This window comes from Pseudomonas sp. DC1.2, assembly GCF_034351645.1.
Classification (GTDB): Bacteria; Pseudomonadota; Gammaproteobacteria; order Pseudomonadales; family Pseudomonadaceae; genus Aquipseudomonas.
This window is the reverse complement of sequence record NZ_CP133782.1, coordinates 5,776,117-5,791,025: the sequence shown is the minus strand read 5'-3', so window position 1 is coordinate 5,791,025 and position 14,909 is coordinate 5,776,117. Positions and strand designations below refer to the sequence as shown.

16 protein-coding genes are annotated in these 14,909 nt (G+C 59.4%); 11 read left to right on the top strand and 5 right to left on the bottom strand.

Annotation, left to right across the window (positions count from 1 at the left end; genetic code table 11):
* Positions 1 to 87: 87 nt before the first annotated feature.
* Together RHM68_RS26350 and RHM68_RS26345 are read left to right on the top strand one after the other, a co-directional pair.
* Positions 88 to 819 (top strand): carbonic anhydrase, encoded by a 732-nt coding sequence (locus RHM68_RS26350; RefSeq protein WP_322219896.1) that lies wholly within the window; start codon positions 88 to 90, stop codon positions 817 to 819.
* 90 nt (positions 820 to 909) lie between these two features.
* Entirely contained in the window at positions 910 to 2,436 is a 1,527-nt protein-coding gene (locus RHM68_RS26345; RefSeq protein ID WP_322219895.1) for a SulP family inorganic anion transporter, read from the top strand.
* Between the two features lie 113 nt (positions 2,437 to 2,549).
* Here the strand turns inward: RHM68_RS26345 and RHM68_RS26340 are convergent, their stop codons facing one another.
* Positions 2,550 to 3,200: a hypothetical protein gene (locus tag RHM68_RS26340; protein WP_322219894.1), complete on the bottom strand. Its 651-nt coding sequence runs from the start codon at positions 3,198 to 3,200 to the stop codon at positions 2,550 to 2,552.
* A 371-nt stretch (positions 3,201 to 3,571) separates the two neighbouring features.
* Here RHM68_RS26340 and coxB point away from each other — a divergent pair, with 371 nt between their 5' ends.
* From coxB to RHM68_RS26320, 4 genes are all read left to right on the top strand, one after another.
* A complete protein-coding gene (gene coxB, locus RHM68_RS26335) occupies positions 3,572 to 4,699 on the top strand; it encodes a cytochrome c oxidase subunit II (RefSeq protein WP_322219893.1) in 1,128 nt (375 codons plus the stop codon).
* Between the two features lie 82 nt (positions 4,700 to 4,781).
* Positions 4,782 to 6,371 carry a cytochrome c oxidase subunit I gene (gene ctaD, locus RHM68_RS26330; protein ID WP_322219892.1) on the top strand — a complete coding sequence of 530 codons (1,590 nt, stop codon included), beginning with the start codon at positions 4,782 to 4,784 and terminating at the stop codon, positions 6,369 to 6,371.
* A 132-nt stretch (positions 6,372 to 6,503) separates the two neighbouring features.
* Positions 6,504 to 7,055, top strand: a complete 552-nt coding sequence (locus RHM68_RS26325) for a cytochrome c oxidase assembly protein (protein ID WP_322219891.1) — start codon at positions 6,504 to 6,506, stop codon at positions 7,053 to 7,055.
* Positions 7,056 to 7,080: 25 nt separating this feature from the next.
* On the top strand, positions 7,081 to 7,968 hold the full coding sequence (locus RHM68_RS26320) for a cytochrome c oxidase subunit 3 (protein ID WP_322219890.1): 888 nt from the start codon (positions 7,081 to 7,083) through the stop codon (positions 7,966 to 7,968).
* 5 nt (positions 7,969 to 7,973) lie between these two features.
* Here RHM68_RS26320 and RHM68_RS26315 read toward each other — a convergent pair whose 3' ends face one another.
* Positions 7,974 to 8,177, bottom strand: coding sequence for a twin transmembrane helix small protein (locus RHM68_RS26315; RefSeq protein WP_322219889.1), 204 nt, complete (start codon positions 8,175 to 8,177; stop codon positions 7,974 to 7,976).
* A 70-nt stretch (positions 8,178 to 8,247) separates the two neighbouring features.
* Here RHM68_RS26315 and RHM68_RS26310 point away from each other — a divergent pair, with 70 nt between their 5' ends.
* From RHM68_RS26310 to RHM68_RS26290, 5 genes are read left to right on the top strand one after another with little or no spacing between them, the layout of a single operon-like run.
* On the top strand, positions 8,248 to 8,988 hold the full coding sequence (locus RHM68_RS26310) for an SURF1 family protein (RefSeq protein ID WP_322219888.1): 741 nt from the start codon (positions 8,248 to 8,250) through the stop codon (positions 8,986 to 8,988).
* Entirely contained in the window at positions 8,954 to 9,547 is a 594-nt protein-coding gene (locus RHM68_RS26305) for a hypothetical protein (RefSeq protein ID WP_322219887.1), read from the top strand. The genes RHM68_RS26310 and RHM68_RS26305 overlap by 35 nt, the downstream gene beginning before the upstream one ends.
* A gap of 10 nt (positions 9,548 to 9,557) precedes the next feature.
* Complete coding sequence (locus RHM68_RS26300; protein WP_322219886.1) at positions 9,558 to 10,637, top strand: COX15/CtaA family protein; 1,080 nt, start codon at positions 9,558 to 9,560, stop codon at positions 10,635 to 10,637.
* Entirely contained in the window at positions 10,625 to 11,524 is a 900-nt protein-coding gene (cyoE, locus tag RHM68_RS26295) for a heme o synthase (RefSeq protein WP_322219885.1), read from the top strand. Before RHM68_RS26300 ends, cyoE begins: the two co-directional genes overlap by 13 nt.
* Positions 11,521 to 12,156 carry an SCO family protein gene (locus RHM68_RS26290; protein WP_322219884.1) on the top strand — a complete coding sequence of 212 codons (636 nt, stop codon included), beginning with the start codon at positions 11,521 to 11,523 and terminating at the stop codon, positions 12,154 to 12,156. Before cyoE ends, RHM68_RS26290 begins: the two co-directional genes overlap by 4 nt.
* Before the next feature lie 73 nt (positions 12,157 to 12,229).
* On the opposite strand, the gene RHM68_RS26285 is transcribed toward RHM68_RS26290, so the two are convergent.
* From RHM68_RS26285 to RHM68_RS26275, 3 genes are all read right to left on the bottom strand, one after another.
* A complete protein-coding gene (locus RHM68_RS26285) occupies positions 12,230 to 13,003 on the bottom strand; it encodes a MetQ/NlpA family ABC transporter substrate-binding protein (RefSeq protein WP_322219883.1) in 774 nt (257 codons plus the stop codon).
* Between the two features lie 72 nt (positions 13,004 to 13,075).
* Positions 13,076 to 13,771: a methionine ABC transporter permease gene (locus RHM68_RS26280; protein WP_322219882.1), complete on the bottom strand. Its 696-nt coding sequence runs from the start codon at positions 13,769 to 13,771 to the stop codon at positions 13,076 to 13,078.
* The gene (locus tag RHM68_RS26275) at positions 13,771 to 14,778 is read right to left on the bottom strand and encodes a methionine ABC transporter ATP-binding protein (RefSeq protein ID WP_322219881.1); all 1,008 of its coding nucleotides are present in this window, start codon (positions 14,776 to 14,778) and stop codon (positions 13,771 to 13,773) included. Before RHM68_RS26275 ends, RHM68_RS26280 begins: the two co-directional genes overlap by 1 nt.
* Positions 14,779 to 14,909: the final 131 nt, after the last annotated feature.

Sequence of the window (14,909 nt, the reverse complement as noted above, 5' to 3'; positions counted from 1 at the left end):
TTTAACCTGTACGTTTTTTAGACAGCCACTGGCTTCACATCGGATAAAACGGGACACTTCCCAAACTCCGACCCAAGAGGATCAATTATGAGTGACAAGGATAAACAGCCGTTGGCTGCGTCGGCTCCAGCTCACCCCGAGGCGGAAACCGCCGATGCAGCGCTGCAGCATATCGTTGATGGCTTTTTGCATTTTCACCACGAAGTCTTCCCACAACAGGAAGAGCTCTTCAAGAAACTCGCCACGGCCCAGAGCCCCAGGGCGATGTTCATCGCCTGTGCCGATTCGCGCATCGTTCCCGAGCTGATCACCCAAAGCTCCCCCGGCGACCTGTTCGTCACGCGTAATGTCGGCAACGTGGTACCGCCTTACGGCCAGATGAACGGCGGTGTTTCCACTGCCATCGAATACGCGGTACTGGCCTTGGGCGTGCAGCACATCATCATCTGCGGGCATTCCGATTGCGGCGCCATGCGCGCGGTGCTCAACCCGCAAAGCCTGGAAAAAATGCCCACGGTCAAAGCCTGGCTGCGCCACGCCGAAGTGGCAAAAACCATGGTCCAGGAAAATTGCAATTGCGCGAATGAAAGCGAAAGCATGCACATCCTCACCGAAGAGAATGTGATCGCCCAATTGCAGCATTTACGCACGCATCCCTCCGTGGCCTCACGCATGGCCAACGGTCAGCTGTTCATCCATGGTTGGGTCTACAGCATCGAAACCAGCGAAATTAAAGCTTACGACGCGGATCAGGGCTGCTTCCTGCCGCTCGATGGCAGCCATCCGATTCCGGTGGCAACGCCCAAAGCGCGCTTTTAAACACTCCTAAATCCCTGTGTGGTTTAGCCGAGGCTGCCAATCCGGCAGCCCGGCTTTGCCATGCCTGAAGAAAATGTAGGGAGAATCACTATGCGTGCTGCGCAACTGAAAGCTGTATTGCCACGGGAGCTGCTGGCTTCCGTGGTTGTGTTTCTGGTGGCCCTGCCCCTGTGCATGGGCATCGCGATTGCCTCGGGGCTACCCCCTTCCAAAGGCCTGATCACCGGGATTATCGGTGGTTTGGTGGTTGGCTGGCTGGCCGGCTCACCGCTGCAAGTCAGCGGTCCGGCGGCAGGTCTGGCGGTGCTGGTGTTCGAACTGGTGCGCCAGCATGGCATCGCCATGCTGGGGCCTATCCTGCTGCTCGCGGGTTTTCTGCAACTGGTGGCCGGACGCCTGAAACTGGGCTGCTGGTTCCGTGTGACCGCGCCGGCGGTGGTCTACGGCATGCTCGCCGGCATTGGCGTATTGATTGTGCTGTCACAAGTGCATGTGATGCTCGATGCGGCCCCCAAACCGTCGGGGCTGGATAACCTCGTAGCCTTTCCTGCCGCCGTGGCTCAAGCCCTGCCTTCCGTGGGCTGGCAGGCTGGCCTGCTTGGGCTGTCGACTATTGCCGTGATGTGGCTGTGGGAAAAATTGCGCCCTCATTCATTGCGATTCATTCCCGGTGCTTTGCTCGGTGTCGGCCTGGCAACGGTTGCCAGCCTGATGCTGGCCTTGCAGGTCAAACGCGTGGAGGTCCCGGCCAATCTGGCGGAAGCCATCGACTGGCTAAAACCGGCAGACCTGCTGAACCTGGCCGATCCAACCCTACTGATCGCCGCGTTTGCCGTGGCGTTTATCGCCAGTGCCGAAACCCTGCTGTCCGCCGCTGCCGTGGACCGAATGCACAATGGCGAACGGTCGGACTTCGACCGTGAATTGTCAGCTCAAGGCGTGGGCAACATGCTCTGCGGACTGCTCGGTGCGCTGCCGATGACCGGTGTGATCGTGCGCAGCTCGGCCAACGTTCAGGCCGGTGCGACCACACGATTTTCGACGATCTTCCATGGTTTATGGCTGCTGGCATTCGTTTTGCTGCTCTCCAGCCTGCTGCAAAGCATTCCCGTGGCGAGCCTCGCGGGTGTGCTGGTTTACACCGGTTTCAAACTGGTGGACCTGAAAGCATTTCGTGGGCTGGGGCGTTACGGTCGGATGCCGATGTTCACTTACGCGGCCACCGCGCTGGCGATTATCTTTACTGACCTGCTGACCGGCGTGCTGATTGGTTTCGGCCTGACCCTGGCCAAACTCGCGTGGAAAGCATCACGGCTGAAAATCAGCCTGATCGATCTGCCGGCAAACGGCGAAATGGAACTGCGGCTGGTGGGCGCGGCGACCTTTCTCAAGGTGCCGGCCCTGACGCAAGTGCTAGGGACGATCCCCGCAGGCACAACCGTGCATGTACCGCTCAACAACCTGAGTTATATCGATCACTCGTGCCTTGAGTTGCTTGAGGAGTGGGGCCGGGCGAATGCCGCGAAGGGTTCGACGCTCGTGATAGAGGCGCGTGGGTTGAAACGCAGGCTGGAAGGTCGATTGCGCACCACATCCGGCATGGGCTCAGCCGGATAAATAACTGTGTTGGCGCGAGCGGTGTGACTTGCCCGCGAAGCTTTTGGCGTCTGTGAAGACGCCTTCGCGGGCAAGTAGGAGCACCGCATGGCTCCTACAGAGCATATGGTGCTTTACGCGGCGGGTTGGTCCAGCGCGAGCCCCACGCCCAACTGGCGCGACAAACACGGCCAGCGTTTCCACGCGGCGCCGGTGTCCGGACTGTTGAGCTTCTCGCGATAGGCTTCGACTGACTCCAGCGCGAAACTGTCTTCGTCGAGCATCTCGTCCACAGCGTGATGCACCGCCTCATCCAGTTGGTTGGCGAATGCTTCGCCGATCAATTGGTGGGCAATCAGGTTGGCGACCGTCATGTCCAAAGGGATCAGCGGCTGACCAAAATGCTTGATGTACAGGTCATTGACCTCTTCAACCAATCGATGCGCCAGATAGGCTTCGTCCAGCAGGCTGTCCAGACCGATGTGCCCGGCCATGATCGCCGGGGGTTGCAGGAAGAACTGCTCGGCGATTTTCAGCACCGGTTTTATCTGCGATTCAATGCCCGCCTCACGTGCTACATCATTGGCTGCGTCCAGCAGGTCTGGCACTTGCTCTATGTAAGCGGCCACAAAGCGTGTCATCACGCCTTTGGCATCGACATCCGGCAACTGGATGGCGGCGTGCAGATGCGGCAGTTGGGTTTCCAGTTGACGAGTTAACAGGCCGGTCTCGGCCTCATGTTGTCGGGCTTTTTGGATCTGCTCGCGCAATGCGGCGGTGTTCATGAAAACTCCAGGGAACAAAGGCAATGATATAGGGAAGACATAACTTAGCTGGCTCACGAAAAATGCTAAGACGCATTTGTCATAAATATTTCATCCTTGATATACCTGCGTTATATCGGTTTGCCGCGACTCGTCTGCATCCTTCTCCATTCGTGGCCTTGAGCGCAACTCCAAGCTGTTTCAGCTGATTTACGCGCTCGCGTTGCGAGGTGGCAGTCGCTGGCTATACTCGGTTTTGAATGGAGTTAGCTGATGACGCCCGACTGCATAAGCAGCAAGGCTCGGCAATTCAAGTTCGTAGTCTGAAAAAGCCGCTCCCTTGCCGTCGGTGTTAGCCGGCGGGATAACAAGAACGATAAGGGGAACCCGCAATGATGCGACATCCACATGTCTGGATGGGCCTCCTGTTGTGGTCGATTTTCAGCCAGGCACACGCTGCCTGGACTGTGAATATGGCGCCTGGAGCGACTGAAATCAGTCACGCAGTATTCGACCTGCACATGACCATCTTCTGGATCTGTGTGGTAATCGGCATCATCGTCTTCGGCGCCATGTTCTGGTCGATGATGGTCCACCGCCGCTCCACAGGGCAGGTGGCCGCAAAATTTCACGAAAGCACCACCGTCGAAATTCTCTGGACCATCGTGCCCTTGGTGATTCTGATCGCCATGGCCGTGCCCGCCACTATAACCCTGATCAAGATGTACGACGTCAGCGAACCGGATATCGATATCCAGATCACGGGCTATCAGTGGAAGTGGCACTACAAGTACCTGGGTCAGGACGTCGAGTTTTTCAGCAACCTGGCCACGCCCGCCGACCAGATCCACAACAAGGAACCCAAAGGCGAGAACTACCTGCTGGAAGTCGATCAGCCGCTGGTCTTGCCGATCGGCGCCAAGGTGCGCTTCCTGGTGACGTCTGCCGACGTGATCCACTCCTGGTGGGTGCCGGCCTTCGCGGTCAAGCGTGATGCGATTCCGGGGTTCATCAACGAAGCCTGGACCCGCGTCGACAAACCCGGCATCTACCGTGGCCAGTGCGCCGAATTGTGCGGCAAGGATCACGGCTTCATGCCCATCGTGGTCGACGTCAAGACCCAGGTCGATTACGACAAATGGTTGGCGGATCGCAAAGCACAAGCCCTACAACTCAAAGAACTGACGACCAAGGAATGGACCCTCGACGAGCTCAAGGCGCGGGGCGACAAGATCTATCACACCACCTGCGTGGCCTGTCACCAGGCTGAAGGCCAGGGCCTGCCGCCGATGTTCCCGGCGCTCAAAGGCTCGCCGATTGCCACCGGGTCGAAAGAAGATCACCTGCATCGCGTCTACTTCGGCAAACCCGGCACCGCCATGGCGGCGTTCGGCAAGCAACTGTCGGAAGTCGATATCGCCGCGGTCGTGACCTACGAACGCAATGCCTGGGGCAATAACAAGGGCGACATGGTGACGCCCAAAGATGTCCTGGCGCTGAAACAGGTGCAAAGCAAATGAGCCTCTCAATTGCGTCTTCCCGGAACCGGTCGCAGGCTAATGCCGCGGCCAGCCCAGCCCATTCGTTCTCAGGAGAGCGGCCATGAGCGCTGTCATCGATGACCATGGCCATTCGCCCGACCACGCCCACGGCCCCGCCAAAGGCCTGATGCGCTGGGTGCTGACCACCAACCACAAGGACATCGGCACGCTGTACCTGTGGTTCGCGTTCTGCATGTTTCTGCTGGGCGGCTCTTTTGCGATGGTGATTCGCGCCGAGCTGTTTCAGCCCGGACTGCAAATCGTCGAACCTGCCTTTTTCAACCAGATGACCACCATGCACGGTCTGGTGATGGTCTTCGGGGCGGTGATGCCGGCCTTCGTCGGCTTGGCCAACTGGATGATCCCGCTGATGATCGGCGCCCCGGACATGGCCCTGCCACGCATGAACAATTTCAGCTTTTGGCTGTTGCCGGCGGCGTTCATCCTGCTGGTCTCGACGCTGTTCATGCCTGGCGGCGGCCCCAACTTCGGCTGGACCTTCTACGCACCGCTGTCCACGACCTATGCGCCGGAAAGCGTGACCTATTTCATTTTCGCCATCCACTTGATGGGCATCAGCTCGATCATGGGCGCGATCAACGTGATCGCGACCATTCTCAACCTGCGCGCCCCAGGCATGACGCTGATGAAAATGCCGCTGTTCGTCTGGACCTGGCTGATCACCGCGTTCCTGTTGATTGCGGTGATGCCGGTGCTGGCCGGGTGCGTGACGATGATGCTGATGGACATCCACTTCGGCACCAGTTTCTTCAGTGCCGCCGGTGGGGGTGACCCGGTGCTGTTCCAGCATGTGTTCTGGTTCTTCGGGCACCCCGAGGTGTACATCATGATCCTGCCGGCCTTCGGTGCGGTCAGCTCGATCATCCCGACCTTCTCGCGCAAGCCGCTGTTCGGCTACACCTCGATGGTCTATGCCACGGCAAGCATCGCGTTCCTGTCGTTCATCGTGTGGGCCCACCACATGTTCGTGGTCGGCATTCCGCTGGTGGGCGAGCTGTTCTTCATGTACGCCACCCTGCTGATCGCAGTGCCCACTGGGGTGAAGGTGTTCAACTGGGCGAGCACTATGTGGCAAGGCTCGCTGACCTTCGAAACGCCGATGCTGTTCGCCGTGGCGTTCGTCATTTTGTTTTCCATCGGCGGGTTCTCCGGGTTGATGCTGGCCATTGCCCCGGCAGACTTCCAGTACCAGGACACCTACTTCGTCGTCGCGCACTTTCATTACGTACTGGTCCCCGGCGCCATCTTCGGGATCTTCGCCTCGGCCTACTACTGGCTGCCGAAATGGACCGGTCACATGTACGACGAAACCCTGGGCAAGCTGCATTTCTGGCTGTCATTCGTCGGCATGAACATGACCTTCTTCCCCATGCACTTCGTGGGGCTGGCAGGCATGCCCCGGCGGATTCCGGACTACAACCTGCAATTTGCCGACTTCAACATGGTGTCGTCGATCGGAGCCTTCATGTTCGGCACCACGCAGCTGTTCTTTCTGTTCATCGTGATCAAGACCATTCGCGGCGGCCCGCCAGCACCGGCCAAGCCGTGGGATGGCGCCGAAGGCCTGGAGTGGAGCGTACCGTCGCCCGCGCCGTATCACACCTTCACCACCCCGCCGGAAGTGAAGTGAACGTTCTAGTAGTTGTGGGAGCGGACTTGCCTGCGATGAGGTCGGCGCGGTGTGTCAGACACATCGCTATCGCGAGCAAGTCGAATCTTCACACCACCGCTGCCACAAGATTTGGCGCAGAGGTCAAGCACCATGGCTGACTCGATCTCGTTAAAGAAACTGGTCACCCGCCTACTGATGGTGGTGGTGGCGATGTTTGTGTTCGGGTTTGCCTTGGTGCCGATCTACGACGTGATGTGCAAGGCTTTCGGTATCAACGGCAAGACCGCAGGGCAATATGAAGGCGAGCAAGTAGTGGATAACTCGCGCCAGGTGCGGGTGCAATTTCTGTCGATGAACAACGCCGACATGCCCTGGGAGTTTTATCCCAAGGGCAATGAACTGACCACCCATCCAGGGGCGGTAAGCGAAATGTTGTTTATCGCCTACAACCCCACCGATCGCCCGATGAGTGCCCAAGCCGTCCCGAGCATCGCTCCCAGCGAAGCGGCAGAGTATTTCCACAAAACCGAATGTTTCTGCTTTACCCAGCAAGTGCTACAGCCCGGTGAACGGATCGAGATGCCGGTGCGTTTCATCGTTGACCGGGACATGCCCAAGGATGTGAAGCACCTGACGCTGTCCTACACGCTGTTCGATATCACCGCCCGTCACCCACCGGTAGCCGTAAAAACTGGCGGTTAAGCGTGCCCGATAAGGAGAACAATAAATGGCAACTCATGAGCATTATTACGTTCCGGCCCAAAGCAAATGGCCGATCATCGCCACGCTGGGCATGCTGGTCACGGTCTATGGCCTGGGCACCTGGTTCAATGATCTCAAGGCCGCGCGACCGGAATCCCACGGCCCGCTGATCTTTTTCGTCGGCGGCCTGCTGCTGGCCTACATGCTGTTCGGCTGGTTCGGGGCGGTGATCAAGGAAAGCCGAGCGGGTTTGTACAGCGCGCAGCTTGATCGCTCGTTTCGCTGGGGCATGAGTTGGTTCATCTTCTCCGAGGTGATGTTCTTCATCGCCTTCTTCGGCGCGCTGTTTTATGTGCGGCACATCTCGGGCCCGGCGCTGGGGGGCGAAGGCCCCAAAGGCGTCGCGCACATGCTGTGGCCCAACTTCCAGTTCACCTGGCCGCTGCTGCACAACCCTGACCCGACACTCTTCCCACCGCCCAAGGAAGTCATCAGCCCCTGGGGCCTGCCGCTGGTCAACACGCTTTTGCTGGTGACCTCCAGTGTGACCGTGACCATCGCCCACCACGCCTTGAAAAAGGGCCATCGCGGCGCACTGAAAATCTGGCTGGCAATCACCGTGCTACTGGGCTGCGGGTTCCTCGCGCTACAGGCCGAGGAATACATGCACGCCTACCGCGAACTGGGGCTGACGCTGGGGTCGGGCGTCTACGGCGCGACGTTCTTCATGCTGACCGGGTTCCACGGTGCCCACGTGACCATTGGCACCCTCATCCTGTTCGTGATGCTGATGCGGATCATGCGCGGGCATTTCGACGCAGAGCACCAATTCGGTTTCGAGGCCGCGAGCTGGTACTGGCATTTCGTGGACGTGGTGTGGATCGGCCTGTTTGTTTTCGTCTACGTGCTTTAAGGCCTTTACCAAGGCGCACTAGAGACCAGTTGGCCGCTGTAGAAACCCCAGGCAATCAAGCCGACGGTGATAGCGGCGCAGGCAACCCGAACACTCAAGGCAATGACCAGGCGTGTTGAACGACTGTCGTCCTTGACCAGAAAAAACAGGCCGCTGAACAGGCTGACGACCGTGGCAATCAGCATCAGCACGATGGCTGTTTTGAGCATGGCGCAACTCCGGGGAACAGGCGATGCAGGTGAGTATAGCGATCGCGATGACTGACATTCGGGCAACGCCATGAAGCGTTTTCAGCCCGGTATCGTGCCGACCCTGGTGGTCGCCTTGTTGCTGCCATTACTGATCTCACTCGGATTCTGGCAGTTGAGCCGGGGCGCGGAAAAAAGTGCGCTGCTGCAAAACTACGCCGAACGCCGAGCGGCCGAACCTATGGCCAGCACCGAGCTACCACACACCCAGGACCCAGCCTTTCGCCGTGTCCGCCTGCACGGGCAGTTTGATGCCGAACACAGCCTGCTATTGGATAACCGGCAGCGCAACGGCAACGTCGGCGTCGAACTGCTGCAACCGTTTCACGATCAGGCGACCGGGCTCTGGCTGCTGGTCAATCGCGGTTGGCTGCCCTGGCCGGTGCGACGCACCCCTGTACAGTTCAAAACCCCCACCGAGACCTTGAGCCTGGATGCCTGGGTCTACGTCTCCCCCGGTGCAACCTTCCAACTGCACGCCGACCCCAGCACCTCGACATGGCCGAAGCTGATCACCGCCGTCGAGCCGTCGAAGCTCTGGGCCGCACTGGGGCGCGAGGGTTTTGCCTACGAATTACGCGAAGAACCCGGCCCCGGTGCCTACCAGGCCGATTGGCCAGTGGTGGCCATGGGGCCGGAAAAACATATTGCTTATGCCGTGCAGTGGTTCGCCATGGCGATCGCCCTGTGCGGCCTCTTTATCTACCTCGGCTGGCACAACGCAAAGGAGAAGCACCATGGGAGCGGCCATGAATCCACCCAGCATGTCTGAGGCAAAACCGCCGGCGAGTCGGCGCAAAGGTCGTCTCCAGCTATTGCTGATACTGCTCGGGGTGATCGGTCCGATGATCCTTGCCACCGGCATGTACAAACTCAATTTCTGGGTGCCGGACGGCCGTATTTATCACGGTGAACTGATCGGCAACGGCCAGACCCGCGCCGACCTTGGCGTCCAGGCCGAAGAGGAGCGCTGGCAACTGCTGGTGACCGCGCCCAAGGCGTGTTTGGTGGACTGCCAGCAACTGGTGTACCTGGCGCGGCAGATTCAGATCGGCCTCGGTCGTGATGCGTCTCGCGCCAGCCATGCCCTGGCCGCCGCGCAACCGCTGAGCGCCGATTACGACGCCAAGCTGACACGCGAATACCCGCAACTGAAACGCTACCCGATGGACCTGACAACGTTCAGCAAGGCCACCGGGGACAAAGCGACGCCGCAACTATGGATCATCGACCCACACGGCAATCTGGTGCTGCGCTACGACCCGACGGTCAAAGGCAAAGACCTGCTCAACGACCTGCGTCACCTGCTGAAACTGTCGAACATCGGATAAGGGCATCGTCATGGCCAAACCTGGATTTCGCCTCGCGCTGTTTGCCACCTTGCTGGCACTGATTGTGGTGTTGCTCGGAGCCTATACCCGTCTGACCCACGCGGGCCTTGGCTGTCCGGATTGGCCGGGGTGCTATGGCTTTATCAGCGTGCCGCAAGGCGAAGCCCAACTGGCCCACGCCGAACTGCATTTCCCCGAGACACCGGTGGTGGCCCACAAGGGCTGGAACGAAATGATCCACCGCTATTTCGCCGGCACACTGGGGCTGTTGATCGCCGTGCTGGCCGGTCGCGCCTGGGTTCATCGTCATCATCCGGGGCAACCGGTGAAATTACCGCTGTTTTTGTTGGCGGTGGTGTTCGCTCAAGCGGCGTTCGGGATGTGGACCGTGACGCTCAAGCTCTGGCCGCAAGTGGTCACCGGGCATTTGCTCGGGGGCTTTGCGACCCTGAGCTTGCTGTTTCTGCTGACGCTGAGGTTGTCCGGCGTATTGCCGGCGCTCACCGTTCCCAGGCGCTTGCAGTATTGGGCGACCGCCGGCTTGCTGCTGGTGATTGTGCAAATCGCCCTCGGTGGCTGGGTCAGTTCCAACTACGCGGCGGTCGCCTGTATCGACTTCCCGACCTGCCACGGGCAGTGGCTGCCACCGGCCGATTTCGCCAACGGCTTTCACCTGACCCAACACATCGGCCCGAATTACCTTGGCGGGCAACTGGACAGTGACGCCCGCACCGCCATTCACCTGACTCACCGTGTCGGTGCGTTACTGGTGACTGGCGTGCTGCTCGGCCTGGCCTGGCAGCTTAAAGTCGTCGGCATGACACGCCTGGCGGGGCTGGTACTGATCGCCCTTGCCGCCCAAATCACCCTCGGCATCAGCAATGTGCTGTTTCACCTGCCGCTGCCGGTGGCCGTCGCCCATAACGCCGGGGGCGCAGCGTTGCTGCTGACGCTGGTGCTGGTGAACTACCACGCCCGAACCAGCCTGACTCGGGTCAAGCAGCCATCGCCTGTGCGCTGGCGCTTCAGCCCGCGCAAACACGCCATCGGCCCCATCACAATAAAAGGAGAGATGCCATGGCGACTCTGATCGGCGAGCGTCACAGTCAGGCCATCTGGCGTGACTACCTGGAGCTGACCAAACCCAAAGTGGTGGTGCTCATGCTCATCACATCGCTGGTGGGGATGTTCCTCGCGACCCGCGCCGGCGTGCCGTGGACGGTGCTGGTATTCGGCAACCTGGGAATCGGCCTGTGTGCCGGTGGCGCGGCGGCCGTCAATCACGTGGTGGACCGACGCATCGATGCGGTCATGGCCCGAACCCATAAACGTCCCTTGGCCGAAGGCCGGGTGTCACCCACCGCTGCGCTGACCTTTGCTCTGGTGCTGGCGGTGCTCGGCCAGGCCTTGCTACTGACCTTCACCAATCCGCTGACGGCCTGGCTGACGCTGGCTTCCTTGCTTGGATATGCCGTGGTTTACACCGGTTTTTTGAAGCGCGCGACACCGCAAAACATCGTCATCGGTGGCCTGGCCGGTGCCGCCCCGCCGCTGCTGGGCTGGGTGGCGGCCACCGGTCACGTTAGCGCTGAACCGCTGCTGCTGGTGTTGATCATTTTCGCCTGGACCCCGCCGCACTTCTGGGCCCTGGCCATTCACCGCAAAGAGGAATATGCCAAGGCTGACATTCCAATGCTGCCGGTGACCCATGGTGAGCACTACACCAAAATTCATATCCTGCTTTACACCTTTGCGCTGTTGGCAGTCAGCCTGATGCCCTATGTCATCCATATGAGCGGGGTGCTCTACCTGATTTGCGCACTCGGCCTGGGCGCGAGGTTTCTGCAATGGGCCGTGGTGCTGTACCGTGGCACTCGGCCGCACGCGGCGATCAACACCTTCAAGTACTCTATTTACTACTTGTTCCTACTGTTCATCGCCCTGCTCGTAGACCACTACTTACTGTTGAACCTATGACCCGAACCCAGAAAACCGTCTTCATCCTAGTTGCCCTGATCGCGCTGGTGTTGGGCCTGACCGTCAACAAAGTGTTGTCTGGCAAGGGCCAGGGTGACCCGACCGCGTTGATTGACGCGGGCATCATCCTGCTCCCGCAAAGTCGCCATCTGCCCGACGTGACGATGACCGATCAGGATGGCAAACCCGTCAGGATCGACGAGTTGAAAGGCAAGTGGAGCCTGTTGTTCTTCGGCTACACCTTCTGCCCGGACATCTGCCCGACCACGCTGGCCCAACTGCGACAAATCAAAAGCGAGCTGCCGGCGGACGCGCTGCAAAAGTTGCAGATCATTCTGGTCAGCGTTGACCCGAACCGCGATTCGCCCAAGCAACTCAAACAGTACCTGGGTTACTTCGATCCGCAGTTCATCGGCCTGACACCGACGTCGGTCGAAGAGCTGCAAAAAGTCGCCAACGCGGTGAGTATTCCGTTTATCCCGGCGGACACCAGCAAGCCGAATTACACCGTTGACCACAGCGGCAACCTGGCAGTGATCGGGCCGGACGGCACCCAGCGTGGGTTCATTCGTGGACCGCTGAACAACGCGAAGTTGGTGGCGCAGTTGCCAGTAATGCTCAAACGTAACTGACCACCACAGGGCTCCTGTGTTTTGGTACAAAAAAGGGACGCTCATGGCGTCCCTTCTTTGTTGCATTCGCGGATCAGAACGCCGGCAATACAGCGCCTTTGTACTTCTCAAGGATGAACGCTTTCACTTCCGGGGTATGCAGGGCCGCGACCAGTTTCTGCATCGCGTCACTGTCCTTATCGTCCGGACGAGCGACCAGAATGTTCACGTAAGGCGAGTCTTTGCCTTCGATGACCAGCGCGTCCTTGGACGGGTCGAGCTTGGCTTCCAGCGCGTAGTTAGTGTTGATCAACGCCAGGTCAACCTGAGTCAGGACGCGCGGGATGGTCGCCGCTTCCAGCTCACGGAACTTCAGGTCTTTGCTGTTCTCGGTGATGTCCTTGATGGTCGACAGGATGTTGTTCGAATCCTTCAACTTGATCAGGCCAGCCTTCTCCAACAACAACAGCGCACGGCCGCCGTTGGTCGCGTCATTCGGGATCACTACGTTAGCGCCGCCCGGCAGCTCGGCCAGCGTTTTGTATTTGCTGGAATAAGCGCCCAACGGTTCCAGATGCACGCCGGCAACAGCAACCAGGTTCGTGCCCTTGGCCTTGTTGAACTCATCCAGGTACGGTTGGTGCTGGAAGAAGTTGGCGTCCAGACGCTTCTCGGCCACCTGCACGTTCGGCTGAATGTAATCAGTGAAGACTTTAACTTTAAGATCCACACCTTCTTTGGCGAGGGCTGGTTTAACGAATTCGAGGATTTGCGCGTGCGGCACCGGGCTGGCGGCGACGGTCAGGGTTTCAGCAGCCTGAGCAGAGAACGCAGCAACGGCTGCGAACGCGACGAGTAGTTTTTTCATTCAGCTAACTCCTTGTGGGTACCCGCTTGCGGCGCCCGAGTGGCGCCCGCCAGCGAATGGCCGGCTCATTGGTTATTTGCGTGAGAAGTGAACGACCAGTTTGTCGCCCACCATTTGCAGAATCTGCACCAGCACCAACAGCAACACTACGGTGACGACCATAACGTCGGTCTGGAAACGCTGGTATCCGAAACGGATCGCCAGGTCACCCAATCCACCGGCCCCCACCACACCGGCCATTGCCGTGTAGGAAACCAGTGTAATAGCCGTCACCGTAATCGCTGCGTAGATGCCCGGTCGGGCCTCCGGCAGCAACGCGTTGATGATGATCTGCCGGGTGGTCGCCCCCATGGCCTGGGTCGCTTCGATGATGCCGCGATCGACTTCACGCAACGCCGTTTCCACCAGCCGCGCGAAGAACGGCGTAGCGCCCACCACCAGCGGTGGAATCGCACCGGCGACACCCAGCGAGGTGCCGGTGATCAACACGGTGAACGGGATCATCACGATCAGCAGAATGATGAACGGTAGCGAACGCAGGATATTCACCGCCAGCGACATCAGCGCGTAGGCCACTCGGTTTTCGAGCAGCTGTCGCGGGCTGCACAGGAACAGCAGTACGCCCAGCGGCAGGCCGAGCAGGATGGTAAACAACAGCGAACCGCCGAGCATCTGCATCGTGTCGCCAGACGCCAGGCCGATTTCCAGCCAGTCGATGTTCTTGAAGAACGCTTTGATTGCTTCTACTGCAGCGTCATACGTTTCCATTAGCGCAGCACCTCCATGTGGACGTCAGCCGCGGTGAAGCGGGCAAATGCCGCTTCCATGTCGCCGCCGGTGATGGCCAGGGTCAGTTGCCCGTAAGGGACGTCTTTGATGCGGTCGATACGACCGGCCAGAATGCTGTAGTCCACACCGGTTTCCCGAGCGACGGTACCGAGCAAAGGCGCGTAGGTCGCTTCGCCCTGGAAGGTCAGACGCACGATGCGGCCCGGCACATGAGCGAAATCATCGCGCTGTTCGCTGTCCTCGATCTGCTCGTCTTCTTGCACAAAGCGCTTGGTGGTCGGGTGCTTCGGATGCAGGAACACCTCGGCCACCGAACCTTGCTCGACGATCACACCAGCGTCCATAACGGCAACCTGGTCGCAAACGCGACGGATCACGTCCATTTCGTGAGTGATCAAGACGATGGTCAGCTTCAACTCGCGGTTGATCTCGGCCAGCAATTGCAGGACCGACGCGGTGGTCTGCGGGTCCAGGGCACTGGTGGCTTCGTCGCACAGCAGGATTTTCGGCTTGGTCGCCAGGGCGCGGGCGATGCCGACGCGCTGTTTCTGGCCACCGGACAACTGCGCCGGGTACTTCTTGGCGTGGTCAGACAAACCCACACGGGCCAACAGTTCGGCCACACGCAGGTCGATCTCGCTGCGGGATAATTCACCGGCGAGGGTCAGCGGCAGCGCGACGTTGTCAGCCACGGTCTTGGACGCCAGCAGGTTGAAGTGCTGGAAAATCATCCCGACCTGTTGGCGGAAACGCCGCAGGCTGTTGGCGTCGAGCGCGGTGACTTCTTCGCCATCGACGAAGATCTTGCCGCCACTGGACTCTTCAAGGCGATTGATCAGACGCAGCAGGGTACTTTTTCCCGCGCCGGAGTGGCCGATCAGACCGAAGACCTGACCGTTCTCAATCGTTAGATTGGTCGGATGCAGGGCGGGAATATCCTTACCGGCGACGCGGTAAGTCTTATGGACGTTTTGAAACTCGATCACGTAGCGAACCTTGTGGGGCGCGTTAGAAAAGGATCAGCGGTTAGCCGGGCGCGCATTTTAGCCTGTCCGTATAGAGGTTCTTAGCATTTATTTCGCAATCAACCTGCCATTTGGCAATAACGCGATCAAAG